Genomic DNA, 13,539 nt, shown 5'->3' on the forward strand with positions numbered 1-13,539 from the left:
GGCCCTTCACTTTAATCCCTTTGCCGCTGCAATACAAAATCCAAGTCGCCCTTCTAGGTGACTACAAACTATTGTTGTAATGGAGATGTAAATTCAGCAGGTAACTTTTCTTTATCATTCACCAAGCCCTCTGTAATATGAATCTCATGCATTTTATCGTTGTAAGTGAATTTGAATATCCCATTATCAAAATCAGTGCCAATTTCCTTAAAGAAAATCCCTTCGATTGAAACATGGCGCGGACAAGTAAAGGCTACTTTAAAATTGTCCTGATCTTTAATTAAATAGGCACGTACACCTTTTTCATATGTATCATAGGTGTCATCTTCCGTGGGACGTTGGACAGCTACAATGTGGAAATCTACAAAAGGAACCTCTTTTAATAGGACGTTCAGGAAGGAGCCCTTTGTTATTTCCTCCCAACGACTTTGTGCACTTTGACCGACAATGATTTGAGAAATGCCATAATTTTTTGCCACTTCAGCAATGACTTTTTGGATAGGACGTTTTTCGTTATCTAGTAAAATGAATTTTTCAACATCAAGTTCTTCCGCTAGGTCTTTCCACTGTTCGATATAACCAGATTTTTCAGCATCAAAGGCATCGATGGGTTGTGAATCGACCGAAAGAATATAGAGTGGGCAATCGAGCATCATGGCCATTTTATGACCGCGGCGAATTAAGCGTTCCCCATTTAGCCCATAGTAGACACAAACTAAAATACTTTCGTCTAATCTCCCTTTAACATGCTTCATTAAAAATATACACCTCTTTATCCTATTGTTATTTTGTTATTTGTACTGCATATTATGAAAAAAATATCCTAAAACAGCTAAAATGAAGGCTGTTACAGTGCATTATGCTTATTTATATTGTATACTTTAAAGTGAATAAAAAGTTAATGACGATATACGGGAAACCCTCAAGGAATTCGGCTTATCTCCATGTTCTAAAATTGTTTTGTTTATGCATAGTGTGCATTTAAATGAATAGCTTCCATATGCCACATTATTATGCAGTGAGTTAAATGGATAGTCAAGTGTTGATGCACTGAAACATTTATTAAGTGCCTAAGGTATGTTGAATGTTCGGTATGCACATCAATTAGTACAGATAACATCCAAATTTAGAAGAGTTCTGATATGTTCATTCAACTTTTTGTCTTCTATCTACTTTCTTTAAGAAGGGCATAGCAGGCTTATATTTTTCAGTAGGCATTCAAATGCTGACTGAGCAACATTAAAGCACTGGCGGTTGTCAAAGATTTTGTAAGGAATAATTTAGGAGTTGGTTTATAGTATGCATCTATGAACTAATAGCTGTATCATGCACACCTAAAATTACAAAATCTAGGACGCGAAGTCGCTGGACGAATTTGATTGTAGGAGGTTTTCATTTGGTTACAGTTCTCATTGCGATACTTTTACCATTTGTATGTGCCGCTCTAATCCCCTTGCTATATAGGCGACTAAGGCGTGTTGTACATTTAGGCTGGTTTGTTTTATCCGTTCCAATCATATTGTTTATTTTACTCGCACGGTACATTCCTCAAATTGCCGAGGGTAAAACATTTATTCATACATATGAGTGGATTCCCTCTTTTGATATAAACTTCACGACATATCTCGACGGGCTCAGCATTATTTTTGGTTTGCTGATTACAGGTGTAGGTAGTTTAGTTATTTTATATTCAATTTTTTATTTGTCAACGAAAGAATCTCTTCATCATTTTTACTGCTACTTATTACTTTTCATGGGCGCTATGCTCGGCGTCGTCTTTTCAGATAATTTAATGGTGCTGTATACATTTTGGGAATTAACAAGTGTATCTTCATTTTTGTTAATTGCATTTTGGCATCATCGTAAAGCTTCACGTGCTGGTGCACGAAAAGCAATGACTATTACTGTATTCGGTGGTCTATCTATGCTTGCGGGTTTTCTAATGCTATATGTAGCATCGGGAACATTTAGTATTCGTGACATCGTAGCTAATGTTGAGGTAATTCGAGATCATTCATTATTCGTTCCAGCGCTTTTGTTAATTTTAGTAGGTGCGTTTACTAAATCAGCACAATTTCCTTTTCATATTTGGTTGCCAGATGCGATGGAGGCCCCAACACCTGTTAGTGCCTACCTTCACTCAGCTACAATGGTAAAAGCAGGGATTTATTTAGTTGCTCGCTTTTCTCCAGTATTTGGAGGTGAGGCTATCTGGTTCTGGCTCGTTAGTGGCATTGGTCTTTTAACATTGTTCTGGGGATCGTTCAATGCTGTACGTCAAACAGATTTAAAGGCATTACTGGCATTTTCAACAGTTAGTCAGCTCGGCTTAATTATGAGCTTATTTGGACTTGGCTCCGTAGGGCATTATTTTGGTTATGCTGAAAGTTCCATTATTTATACACAGGCGAGCTTTGCTGCATTGTTCCACCTTATTAATCACTCCACATTTAAAGGGGCATTATTCATGATGGTCGGTATTGTCGATCATGAAGTTGGAACACGCGATATCCGTCGTCTCGGTGGTTTAATGGCGTTAATGCCCGTGACATTTACTATAGCTGTCATAGGCGGATTATCAATGGCGGGGTTACCACCATTTAATGGTTTCCTAAGTAAGGAGATGTTCTTTACTGCAGTATTGCAAATTCGTGAGGTCGGTATCTTTTCTATGGATAGTTGGGGTGTGTTATTCCCTATTGTGGCATGGGTCGCAAGTATTTTTACGTTTGTTTACAGCATGATTTTAATTGCTCATACCTTTTTCGGTAAATTACAGCCTGCTAAGTTGGACAAAAAGCCACATGAAGCACCGATTGGGATGCTCCTTTCGCCAATCGTACTTTGTTTATTAGTAGTGGCAATTTTCTTCTTTCCAAACGTCCTTGGCCATTATATTTTAGAGCCTGCAATGGCAAGTATTTACCCAACATTCCCATCTGCTAGTGAGTTAACACCACATATTTCTGCATGGCACGGTGTTAATCCTGAATTGTTAATGACCGCTGGCGTAATTATTATCGGTATTATTTTATTTAAAACATTAAAAAGCTGGAAGCCACTATATCGTGTCTTTTCACCAAACTATACATTCAATACTTACTATAATCGCCTTATAGAGTTCAGTGAAAAAAGCTCTATTAAGCTTACTAATCGTTATATGTCAGGCAATTTAACACACTATTTTGTTTATATATATGTATTTTTTGTCGCGCTCATTGCAGGATATTTTATATGGTCTGATGCAATGGCATTTGAATTTGCAAAGGACTCCCCAGTAGAGTCCTATGAGCTCATATTAGTATTTGTGATGATGTTTGCTGCAATATGGATGATCTTTGCAAAGGGACGTATCACAGCTATGCTATTGAACGGCGTTCTTGGCTATTCAATCGCATTCTTCTTCGTCATTTTCCGAGCACCTGATTTAGCACTTACGCAACTCGTTGTTGAATCCGTGACAACAGCATTATTCCTGTTATGTTTTAAATATTTACCAGATTTAATGCCTGAAAAGTCACGCACAAGAGTCAAGTTATCAAATGCTGTTATTGCCATTTTTGTAGGGGCTACAGTGACTTTAGTTGGCTTAGCTGTCGTGCATTATGACCGTTTTGAGACGGTCGCGCTGTACTTTAACGATGCTTATGACTTAGCGGGTGGATCGAATATTGTTAACACAATTTTAGGGGATTTTCGTGCGTTTGATACGATGCTAGAGGTTGTCGTTCTTTTAATTGCTGGCTTAGGCGTGTACACGCTAACAAAGCTCAAGCCGCGAAAAAAGGAGGCAGACCATGAAAATTAATGACGTTATTTTACGTACTATTACAAAGGCTGTCGTATTTATTATTTTAACGCTTGGTATTTACTTATTCTTTGCTGGGCACCATGCTCCTGGTGGTGGCTTTATAGGGGGTCTAGTGCTTGCTTCCGCAATAGTACTGCTATATTTAGCTTACGATATTGAAACAGTGCACAAAGGGATGCCATTTGATTTTAAAAAGGTAGCTGCGCTAGGGGTATTATTAGCGACAGGTACGGCCATCGGTTCATTGTTTTTTGATGTGCCGTTCTTATCTCAAACATATACGTATATTGATGTCCCTATATTTGGAAAAATGGGCTTTTCAACTGTTACTATTTTTGAGGCTGGTGTGGCATTAACAGTTGTAGGGGTTGTTGTAACGATTATTTTAAGTATAAGTGAGGATGAATAGCCAATGGAGTCTTTAATTTTAATATTAATTGGTGTGTTAGTTGCTGTAGCGACGTACCTAATCCTCTCAAAGCAATTATTACGTGTGATTCTAGGAACAGCAGTACTTTCACATGCTGCGCATTTACTTATTTTAACGATGGGCGGTCTGAAAAAAGGGGATGTACCACTCATTGGTGAATCACCAGGTCCATACGCAGATGCGCTTCCACAAGCATTGATTTTAACGGCTATCGTGATTAGCTTTGCCGTGACAGCATTTGTGCTAGTTCTTGGCTATCGTGCCTATAAAACAAACGGCACTGGGGAATTCGATGAATTGAGAGGTACGTCTGATGAGTAACATGATCGTTTTACCATTAATCGTGCCGGTTATTACGGCCATTTTGCTAGTGTTTTTAAGAGAAAATGTTTTGTTACAACGCATTGTGAGTCTATGTACATTTGGCTTTGTTGTAATTATAAGTGTCGTCCTTTTGCTTGAAGTTCATCAACAAGGTGTAATGCGTATTGATTTTAGTGGCTGGATACCGCCATTTGGGATACTCTTTGTTGCCGATTCTTTTGCGGTACTGCTTGTTTTAGTAGCGAATATTGTCGCAGCAATTTGTCTAATATACGCTTTCTTTACAATTGGCGAGCACTACGAAAAAATGTACTTTTATCCTTTTGTACTTTTGATGGTAGCTGGGGTAAATGGTTCCTTTTTAACAGGCGATATATTTAATTTGTTTGTGTGCTTTGAAGTCATGCTACTAGCCTCTTATGCACTTATTAGCTTAGGTGGTGGCAAAATACAGCTGCGAGAAGCGCTAAAATATGTCCTTATTAATATTGTTGCTTCATGGATTTTTTTAGTGGCATTAGCTTTTTTATATGGAACGGTCGGGACGTTGAATATGGCCCATATTTCCTTACGTGTTATGGAAGCTGGAGCTGATCCACTCATTACAACAGTAGGACTTGTGTTCTTGATTGTTTTCAGCTTAAAAGCTGGTTTACTTCTATTCTTCTGGTTGCCAGGTTCATATAGTGTACCACCAACAGCTATTGCTACATTATTTGCCGCGTTATTAACGAAAGTTGGTATATATGCGCTTGTTCGTACATTTACACTATTATTTACAACGAATACAGATGTAACACATACAACCCTCAGTATTATGGCAGGATTAACGATAATTGCAGGTTGTATGGGGGCACTTGCTGGAAGAGATGTCAGAACAATTGCTTCATACAACGTGCTAATTGGTGTAGGTTTTATAGTTGCGGGACTTGCTATCGGTACGGAATCTGCCTTGCAAGGTGTAACATACTATTTAATGCATGACATGGTCGTAAAGGCTATGCTGTTTTTAGCTGTTGGAATGATGATTTATGTAACGGGTGAAACTATTATAGATAGAATGAGTGGACTTATTCGAAATTATCCCTTTTTCGGATGGTTATTCTTTATCATGATGTGCTCACTCGCTGGAATTCCACCATTAAGTGGATTTATGGGCAAGGTATTAATTGGACAAGGAGCTATAGAGGGAGGAAATTTTGTCCTTCTAGGATTAGGTTTCTTTTCCAGCTTAATAGTTCTCTACTCACTCCTACGCATTTTTCTTTCATCCTTTTTTGGTGAAACTATTATTAGTATTGAAGATGAAAAGCCACTACCTAAGCGAGTAGTGTTGCCATTGACTTTACTAGCTGTTTGCACAATCGGTTTAGGCATTGGCGCTGAATTCATGGCACCATATGTTAAGGATGCGGCAGAAACGCTTCACACACCCTCTATTTATATTGATGCAGTGTTGAACGGCGAAAATTGGCAAGGTGAGGTGAATAAGTAATGGCTATGCAGTTTATATTAAATTTATTTATTGCCACTTTATGGTTATTGTTGCAGGATGAAATTACACCACAGTTTTCCACATTTTTAATGGGTTTTATCGTTGGTATTGGAATTTTGTATGCAATGCATCGCTTTTACGGTACTCAATTTTATTTGCGCCGTGTTTTCTCTATTATTAAACTACTATGGCTTTTTAACTGGGAGCTATTACTCTCGAGCTACAATGTGTTAAAACAAATAACAACACCTAAGTTGAATATTACACCAGGAATATTTACGTATAAAACGGAGCTTAATGGAGATTGGGAGATTACAGCGCTTGCGCTATTGTTAACGTTGACCCCTGGTTCAGTTGTGATGGAAGTTTCAGAGGATGGAGATATGTTCTATATTCATGCTATGGATATTGAGCAATCAAAAGACGCCGTAGTTCGCTCCATAGGGAAATTTGAAAAAGCAATTATGGAGGTGACACGCTAATGGTAGAAAAAGTTTTACTAATAGCACTTGCGTTATTTAGTATATCAATTGCCTTGTCACTATATCGTGTTATAAAAGGCCCTTCAATGCCTGATCGTGCAATAGCGCTTGATACGATAGGGATTAACTTACTTTCGGCGATAGCCATTGTATCTATCGTGTTAAAAACAAAGGCCTATTTAGAAGCCATTTTAATTTTAGGAATATTGGCGTTTATCGGTACAATCGCCTTTACAAAATATATTGAAAGAGGTGTGATTGTTGAACGTAAATCAAATGATTGAGTGGGCGGCAGTCATCCTAATACTTGTTGGTTCTATTGTTAGTGTTATTAGCGCATTTGGTATGATACGCTTGCCAGATGTCTATACACGATCACATGCGGCGACGAAAAGCTCGACATTGTCTGTATTAAGCTGTCTATTAGGTGCATTTGTCTACTTTTGGATACATGATGGCTATGTTAGCGTTCGATTGATTTTAGGGATACTTTTTGTATTTGTAACTGCACCAGTAGCAGGGCATTTAATATGTCGTGCCGCATACCGATCTCGTGTACCTTTAGCAGAGGGCTCGGGAGAGGATGAATTAAAAGCAAAGCTATTTATGGACAAAGCCGAATAATTAGCAAAGTTCGTGGTGAAATTTATATCTTTCGTATGGCGACGAGGAGATAAATTTTACATTCATTTTAGTGAAGAACTTCCAAAGTGAAAAAGTGTTAGATTGACTGCAATCGATCTAACACTTTTTTATTTTGTCCAACTTCTTTTTCAAAATGTATTATTGCATTCATTTTGACAGATGTCCTATGTTTTACAGGCATAAATGAGGATGAGAATGAAAATAGTAAAGGTACATGTAAAAAGAATAATTTAAAAACGGAAAAATACAAAAACATTGATTTATTAGAAAATTCTGTGTAAAATATTTTGTTAAAAAATTTCATGTATAGCTTGAAAATTATTTTGAAAGAGTATATCTTAATTAGCAGATAGATTTTTTATTCTGCTCTATGAATAAATATCCAATCGACTATTTTCGAGACGCAAATGTCTCATAGACAATAAAAAATGAAAAAAAAGGAGAAATTAGAAAATGAAGAATAAAATTTTCATGCTTATGCTCGTTTTAGTTATCGGTGTACTTGCGGCATGTGGCACTAAAGAAGATAATGCAACAAATTCAAATTCTGGTTCAGATACAGCAGAGAAACAAGTACTAAAAGTAGGGACATCAGCAGACTATGCACCATTTGAGTATGTTGACGCTGCTAAAGGTGAAGAAATTATCGGTTTTGATATTGATTTAATTAAACTAGTCGGTGAAAAACTTGGTGTAGAAATGCAAGTTCAAGATATGGACTTTAACAGCTTAGTTCCAGCTTTGCAAGCAGGTAAAATAGACGTTGTTATTTCTGGGATGACACCAAATGAAGAGCGAGAAAAGGTCGTAGATTTCTCAGACAAATACAATCAAACAGAACAAGTTATCGTAGTTAAAAAAGATAGCGGTATTAAAAAAGAAGCGGACTTAGCTGGTAAAAAAGTCGGTGTACAAACTGCTTCAATTCAAGAAAATTTAGGTAAAGCTATTGCTGAAAAAGTAGATGTTTCAATTGAAGGGCGTACACGTATTCCTGAAATCGTACAAGATATGATGTCTAAACGCTTAGACGGTGCAATCATGGAAGGCGGCGTAGCTAAAGGTTATTTAAAAACAAACGATAAGTTAACGTCGTTCCCTGTAGAGGTACAGCCAGAAGACCATAAAGCAATTGCTGTTCAAAAAGATAGCGATTTAAAAGATAAAATTAACAAAGCATTAAAAGAACTAGCTGATGAAGGTAAAATTCAACAGCTTGAAGAAAAATGGTTAGAAAAAGCTGAATAATTTAATTGAACTGCGATAGCTCTATATAGGGCTATCGCTTGTCCATTTCACTAAAAGGAAAAGAGAAAGGAGGGGACGCTGTGAATTTAGATTTTACAGCAATCATTCCCTCTATTCCTTATATATTAAAAGGAATAGGTGTTACACTTCAAATTGCAATCGGTGCATCGATCATCGGTTTTATCGTTGGTATATTATTAGCATTATGTAAAATTGGGAATGTAAAGGTGCTACGATGGCTTGCGGATTTCTATACGTCCATTTTCCGCGGAACACCACTTGTACTACAATTACTAATTATTTACTACGCAGTTCCACAATTATTAGATATTCAAATTGAACCAATTCCAACAGCAATCATTGCATTCGGGTTAAACTCAGGTGCTTATATTTCAGAAATTATCCGTGCTGGAATCAATGCCGTGGATAAAGGTCAAATGGAAGCGGCGCAAGCATTAGGTATACCGTATGCAAAAATGATGAAAGATATTATTATTCCACAAGCAGTAAAAAATATTTTACCGTCTTTAGTAAATGAATTTATTACATTAAATAAAGAAACAGCTGTTGTAACGGTTATTAGTGCACTAGATATTATGCGCCGTGCCTACATTGTGGGTGGTTCAACGTATCGTTATCTTGAACCATTACTATTTGCTGGGGTAATCTACTATATTATGACGCTTGTCTTGACGTTCCTTGGTAAACGAATCGAGAAAGGAATGAGAAAAAGTGATTAAAATTGAAGATTTACACAAATCATATGGGCAAAATGAAGTACTAAAAGGTATTTCAACTGAAATAAAAGAAAAAGAAGTAATCGCTATAATCGGACCATCAGGTTCTGGGAAGTCTACATTCTTACGTTGCTTAAATTTATTAGAAGAACCGACGAATGGAAAGATTACAATTGCTGGAGATGTCCTTACTGATAAGGGGACAAATATTATGAAGATACGTGAAGAAGTCGGCATGGTATTTCAACATTTCCACCTTTTCCCACATAAAACGGTACTAGAAAACTTAACTTATGCGCCTATTAATGTAAAAGGGATAGACAAGGCAACAGCCATTAAAAATGCTGAGGAGTTGCTAACGAAAGTAGGTCTTTTTGAGAAACGTAATGAGTATCCAAGCCGCCTTTCAGGTGGTCAAAAGCAACGTGTAGCCATTGCTAGAGCGCTTGCGATGGACCCAAAAGTGATATTGTTTGATGAACCTACTTCTGCTCTTGACCCAGAAATGGTTAAAGAGGTTTTAGCAGTTATGAAAAACCTAGCGGATTCAGGGATGACGATGTTAATCGTCACACATGAAATGGGCTTTGCGCGTGAAGTGGCAGATCGCATTTTATTCCTTGATGGTGGCAAGCTTATCGAAGATGCAACACCAGAAGAGTTTTTCTCTTCGCCTTCTACACAACGAGCAAAAGACTTTTTAGAAAAAGTTTTATAATGTATAAAACCCATTTAGTCTCTTAGATGTTAGAGACTAAATGGGTTTTTTGCTTTAAATGGAAGAAGAATTATCAAATTGTTTTATAAATGCATCAAGCTTGAATAACTCCTCTATATGATAGGTTCCAGCTGGATGCTCTTTTTCTAATAGCTCAGTAGCGACGGTTGCAGCTATTTCCGCAGTAACTAATGATTCATCATAATTCACAAAGGATAGTGTTTACAGGCACATCCAATTGCATAGGGCTAACAAGATGATTTAGTTGGATGCAAAACTGTTCAGCCTTTTGCATATCCCTACCAGCAATCCAAACTTTATTAGGATAGTCTTGTAATAGCAATTTTGCCCCCAACCTCGCCATAACCCCCAACGATTAATATATTTTTTATTTTCATTTTTTCCCTTCTCTTAATGAGGGAATGGTTGATTGGCAATTACCGAAACCGATACAGGCTATTTGTGCGAAGCTACTGGCAAACAGAACGAACACTAATAATTCCTTATTAGTGCCAATTCCAAACAAAGGTTATATAACAATTCAAGCGTCCGTTCTTATGACGGCTGATTTACAAGAACAAATAGTGATTATATTAAATGAAGCATCTCCAAAAGAAATGCTCACTTTTTTACTGACAGCTTACCATCTTACACCTAGAGAAAAGGATGTAATAACTGAAATAATGAAAGGGATACCGACAAAAGATATTGCACATAATCTCGGTATTTCCAGTTATACCGTTCAAGATCATTTAAAGTTAATTTTTCAAAAGGTAGATGTACATGATCGAAATGAATTGATTTGGAAGTTATTTACTCGTTTTAATTAAATAAAGAATCCCACTAATCTGTTTATGTTCCTCTATGAGAACATGAGCAGATTTTTTTTGCACTCTTACAAGATAGTAGATAGAAAGGTTAAGAAAACTTAACTTAAATATCGTAGAGGAATATAGGGAATTTATAATATAATAAAAAACAGTAAGTGAGACCTAAAAAAATACAATATTCGACACCGTTTATTAGGTAGTAAGAGATAGCAATTAAAATAAATATGTATTTATTGTTCTGAAAATTCTGATATTAGGAGGGGTAGCGATGGCATGGACTTTTTATTTAAATGTCACAAATGATACAGATCGAGATTTAGAGCTAATAGAATCGCAATTACATTGGGGCTATTGGAATACAGATGGTGAAGAGGATAAAAAACCTCAAACTATTAAAGCGGGACAGACAATTCAAGCTGTTGGTGCCAAATCAGCATTTGGACCAAATGGTTATGAATTTTCGTGCTCTTGGAAAGATAAAAATAGTGAAACGCAAGCACCGTACGGGGTAATCAGTCTATATGTAAATGTTCCTTATAATGATCCTAATGAAGCTAGATGTCGAGCAAATGGATATTTTGAAGTAGCTGAGTGGAAAGACATTCCACATGATGGCCATAGCTTTGTTCGAAATATCCGAATTTCGAACAAGCTAGATAAATTGAGACAAAATGATACAAAGAACAATCTAGAAACAGATTGGTCCAAAATTAATACATTAGTTGAAATCGAAGATGTGCGAGATATTGATTTAAATCAATATATTCCTAGTGGTGTTCATTTTGAAAAAATGTCGTTATTCAAAACACCTATCTTTACTATTCCAAAAAGATTATTTGATGGGGTCAATGATTTAACGTTTGATAGTCTTTATTTAAAGCAACGTGAAGTGCAACAGTATTATTCCGTAGAAGTGACTAGTTTAAGAGCAGATGCGTCTAAAATCGAAACTGTTACGAAAAAGGGAAAAATTACAGTGAAAGATGAGTTTGGATTATCTACTACAAGTAAAGTGGTGGAAGAGAAAGTTAGTACCATTGAAACGGCCTTTAAATTTACAGAAAAGATCTCTGTTTCTGATGAAAAAGTGGTAAAGGCAAGTGTGGCACAGGAACTACAGGCGGAATTAAAGGCAAAGTTTAATATATTAAATGCTGTTACAACAGAACAACAGCAAACTGAGAAAAAATCGAAAGAAAGAGTTTTTGAAGCCCCAAGTGATAAAGATATGGACGTTGTACCTTGGATTTTTAGCAAAATGATTCTTCTTTATCGAACGGACAACAATAATGTAACAACGTTGATTGGTGCTTCTGAATGGGATTATGCCGTATTACATCGTACGCATCTATACGATGTAATGGATAATGCGAGAAATAAAGTAACGACAGGAGGAGCGCACTAAAATGGCGACTTGGACATTTTCACTAATGATTACAAATGCAACAGACCGTGAGCTTGAAGTTTTTCAATCGCAGCTAGCGTGGGGTATCTGGAATACCGATGATATGGAAGACAAGAAGCCAGTAAATATTCCTCCTAACACAACATTACAGGCATTGGGAATAAAAGCATCGACAGGTCCCAATGGATATGAATGCTCTTGCTCATGGCGAGATATAGTCCCACCAGGCGAAAAATCATATGGCACAATCTCGATAGCGCTAGACGTTCCACAAAAAAGCAAAAATCGAGCTGAATGTTTAGCTGATCATCAATTGTATGTCGATAGTTGGGAAGACTTGCCTGACAAAGGACATAACTTTGTACGATCAATCATTGTGACCAATAAGAATGTCTAAAAGAAAGTGGAACATATGTCATGAAAATAAAGCTTAAATCTATCACAAAGGAAGATGAGGTATTTCTCTACGAAATTTTTGCTTCTACAAGACATCAAGAAGTAGATTCATGGGGATGGTCTGTTGAACAGAGGGCAGATTTTTTAGCAATGCAGTGGCGCGCACAACAAGTTTCGTATAATCAGCAATTTCCAAGGGCAAACCATTGGATTATTGTGGAAGATGCTGAATGTGTCGGCAGGATTCTCACGGAAGAACTTCCTGAATATCATCGTCTGATTGATATAGCTATATTGCCAAAATATCAGGGAAGAGGCATTGGGACCTATATTATTGTTCAACTTCAGAAAAAGGCAAAAGTACAAAGAAAAGCAGTTGTATTACACGTTCATAAAACTAACATAGCAAGATATCTCTACGAAAGATTAGGGTTTCAAGTCATTCAAGAAGACGAGATTTATATGAAAATGTTATGGAAATAAAAGTTAGGGAGAGTGTTGATATGTCAGAAGCGTATTTAGGCGAGATTCGGATGTTTAGTGGGAAGTATGCCCCGATGAATTGGGCCCTTTGTAACGGTCAACTGTTATCGGTTAATGAGTACCAGGCTCTTTTTTCGTTAATAGGAAATAAATATGGTGGCGATGGGGTAACAAATTTTGCGTTACCTGATTTACGTGGAAGAATCCCAATACATAAAAGTCCCGAATATCCTTTTGCAAGTAATGGAGGGACGGAAAAAGTAACATTAACAGAGGGCGATTTACCAGCCCATACGCATATTGTTACAGCAAATAATGTAAAAGCGGAAACAACAGAAAGCTCACCAGCTAATACTGTATGGGGAGTAGCTGATTTAAAGAATTATCAAACAAATATAGCGAGTGATGTTGTCCAGATGAATAGTAATTTAATGTCATCAGTTGGTGGCAATCAGCCACATGAAAATGTCATGCCTTCATTGGTTATTAATTTTATTATTGCAACACAAGGTCTGTACCCATATTTTTCTTAAAA

At 36.8% G+C, this 13,539-nt stretch carries 18 protein-coding genes; 15 read left to right on the forward strand and 3 right to left on the reverse strand.

The genetic code is table 11. From position 1 onward, the window contains the following. Positions 1 to 68: 68 nt before the first annotated feature. Positions 69 to 755: an adenine nucleotide alpha hydrolase family protein gene (locus FH508_RS00790; RefSeq protein WP_139859854.1), complete on the reverse strand. Its 687-nt coding sequence runs from the start codon at positions 753 to 755 to the stop codon at positions 69 to 71. A 641-nt stretch (positions 756 to 1,396) separates the two neighbouring features. Here FH508_RS00790 and FH508_RS00795 point away from each other — a divergent pair. The 10 genes from FH508_RS00795 to FH508_RS00840 all read left to right on the forward strand — a co-directional run bounded on the left by FH508_RS00795 (position 1,397) and on the right by FH508_RS00840 (position 9,890). After that, positions 1,397 to 3,808 carry a Na+/H+ antiporter subunit A gene (locus FH508_RS00795; RefSeq protein WP_228134306.1) on the forward strand — a complete coding sequence of 804 codons (2,412 nt, stop codon included), beginning with the start codon at positions 1,397 to 1,399 and terminating at the stop codon, positions 3,806 to 3,808. Next, the gene (locus FH508_RS00800; RefSeq protein WP_139860094.1) at positions 3,798 to 4,220 is read left to right on the forward strand and encodes a Na(+)/H(+) antiporter subunit B; all 423 of its coding nucleotides are present in this window, start codon (positions 3,798 to 3,800) and stop codon (positions 4,218 to 4,220) included. The genes FH508_RS00795 and FH508_RS00800 overlap by 11 nt, the downstream gene beginning before the upstream one ends. Positions 4,221 to 4,223: 3 nt before the next feature. Next, positions 4,224 to 4,562 carry a Na(+)/H(+) antiporter subunit C gene (locus FH508_RS00805; RefSeq protein ID WP_139860092.1) on the forward strand — a complete coding sequence of 113 codons (339 nt, stop codon included), beginning with the start codon at positions 4,224 to 4,226 and terminating at the stop codon, positions 4,560 to 4,562. Next, on the forward strand, positions 4,555 to 6,060 hold the full coding sequence (locus FH508_RS00810) for a Na+/H+ antiporter subunit D (protein ID WP_139860090.1): 1,506 nt from the start codon (positions 4,555 to 4,557) through the stop codon (positions 6,058 to 6,060). The genes FH508_RS00805 and FH508_RS00810 overlap by 8 nt, the downstream gene beginning before the upstream one ends. Further along, positions 6,060 to 6,542, forward strand: a complete 483-nt coding sequence (locus FH508_RS00815) for a Na+/H+ antiporter subunit E (RefSeq protein ID WP_139860088.1) — start codon at positions 6,060 to 6,062, stop codon at positions 6,540 to 6,542. The genes FH508_RS00810 and FH508_RS00815 overlap by 1 nt, the downstream gene beginning before the upstream one ends. Beyond that, the gene (locus tag FH508_RS00820) at positions 6,542 to 6,826 is read left to right on the forward strand and encodes a Na(+)/H(+) antiporter subunit F1 (protein ID WP_228134307.1); all 285 of its coding nucleotides are present in this window, start codon (positions 6,542 to 6,544) and stop codon (positions 6,824 to 6,826) included. The genes FH508_RS00815 and FH508_RS00820 overlap by 1 nt, the downstream gene beginning before the upstream one ends. Then, complete coding sequence (locus FH508_RS00825; RefSeq protein WP_228134308.1) at positions 6,804 to 7,166, forward strand: Na+/H+ antiporter subunit G; 363 nt, start codon at positions 6,804 to 6,806, stop codon at positions 7,164 to 7,166. The genes FH508_RS00820 and FH508_RS00825 overlap by 23 nt, the downstream gene beginning before the upstream one ends. 474 nt (positions 7,167 to 7,640) lie before the next feature. Next, positions 7,641 to 8,435: a transporter substrate-binding domain-containing protein gene (locus FH508_RS00830; RefSeq protein WP_139859991.1), complete on the forward strand. Its 795-nt coding sequence runs from the start codon at positions 7,641 to 7,643 to the stop codon at positions 8,433 to 8,435. A gap of 80 nt (positions 8,436 to 8,515) precedes the next feature. After that, positions 8,516 to 9,175 carry an amino acid ABC transporter permease gene (locus FH508_RS00835; protein WP_139859993.1) on the forward strand — a complete coding sequence of 220 codons (660 nt, stop codon included), beginning with the start codon at positions 8,516 to 8,518 and terminating at the stop codon, positions 9,173 to 9,175. Then, positions 9,168 to 9,890: an amino acid ABC transporter ATP-binding protein gene (locus tag FH508_RS00840; RefSeq protein ID WP_139859995.1), complete on the forward strand. Its 723-nt coding sequence runs from the start codon at positions 9,168 to 9,170 to the stop codon at positions 9,888 to 9,890. Before FH508_RS00835 ends, FH508_RS00840 begins: the two co-directional genes overlap by 8 nt. A gap of 54 nt (positions 9,891 to 9,944) precedes the next feature. Here FH508_RS00840 and FH508_RS00845 read toward each other — a convergent pair whose 3' ends face one another. Together FH508_RS00845 and FH508_RS00850 are read right to left on the reverse strand one after the other, a co-directional pair. Beyond that, positions 9,945 to 10,100, reverse strand: coding sequence for a hypothetical protein (locus FH508_RS00845; RefSeq protein WP_228134309.1), 156 nt, complete (start codon positions 10,098 to 10,100; stop codon positions 9,945 to 9,947). After that, positions 10,090 to 10,245: a hypothetical protein gene (locus FH508_RS00850; RefSeq protein WP_228134310.1), complete on the reverse strand. Its 156-nt coding sequence runs from the start codon at positions 10,243 to 10,245 to the stop codon at positions 10,090 to 10,092. The genes FH508_RS00845 and FH508_RS00850 overlap by 11 nt, the downstream gene beginning before the upstream one ends. Positions 10,246 to 10,312: 67 nt before the next feature. On the opposite strand from FH508_RS00850, the gene FH508_RS00855 reads away from it, so the two are divergent. The 5 genes from FH508_RS00855 to FH508_RS00875 all read left to right on the forward strand — a co-directional run bounded on the left by FH508_RS00855 (position 10,313) and on the right by FH508_RS00875 (position 13,537). Continuing rightward, entirely contained in the window at positions 10,313 to 10,720 is a 408-nt protein-coding gene (locus FH508_RS00855) for a helix-turn-helix transcriptional regulator (protein ID WP_139859997.1), read from the forward strand. Between the two features lie 268 nt (positions 10,721 to 10,988). Next, positions 10,989 to 12,125, forward strand: coding sequence for a hypothetical protein (locus FH508_RS00860; protein ID WP_228134311.1), 1,137 nt, complete (start codon positions 10,989 to 10,991; stop codon positions 12,123 to 12,125). 1 nt (position 12,126) lies between these two features. Next, a complete protein-coding gene (locus tag FH508_RS00865; RefSeq protein WP_228134312.1) occupies positions 12,127 to 12,522 on the forward strand; it encodes a hypothetical protein in 396 nt (131 codons plus the stop codon). 20 nt (positions 12,523 to 12,542) lie between these two features. Further along, a complete protein-coding gene (locus FH508_RS00870) occupies positions 12,543 to 13,004 on the forward strand; it encodes a GNAT family N-acetyltransferase (protein ID WP_228134313.1) in 462 nt (153 codons plus the stop codon). A 20-nt stretch (positions 13,005 to 13,024) separates the two neighbouring features. After that, a complete protein-coding gene (locus FH508_RS00875) occupies positions 13,025 to 13,537 on the forward strand; it encodes a phage tail protein (protein ID WP_228134314.1) in 513 nt (170 codons plus the stop codon). Positions 13,538 to 13,539 lie beyond the last annotated feature (2 nt).

Source organism: Lysinibacillus sp. CD3-6 (assembly GCF_006351725.2).
Classification (GTDB): Bacteria; Bacillota; Bacilli; order Bacillales_A; family Planococcaceae; genus Lysinibacillus.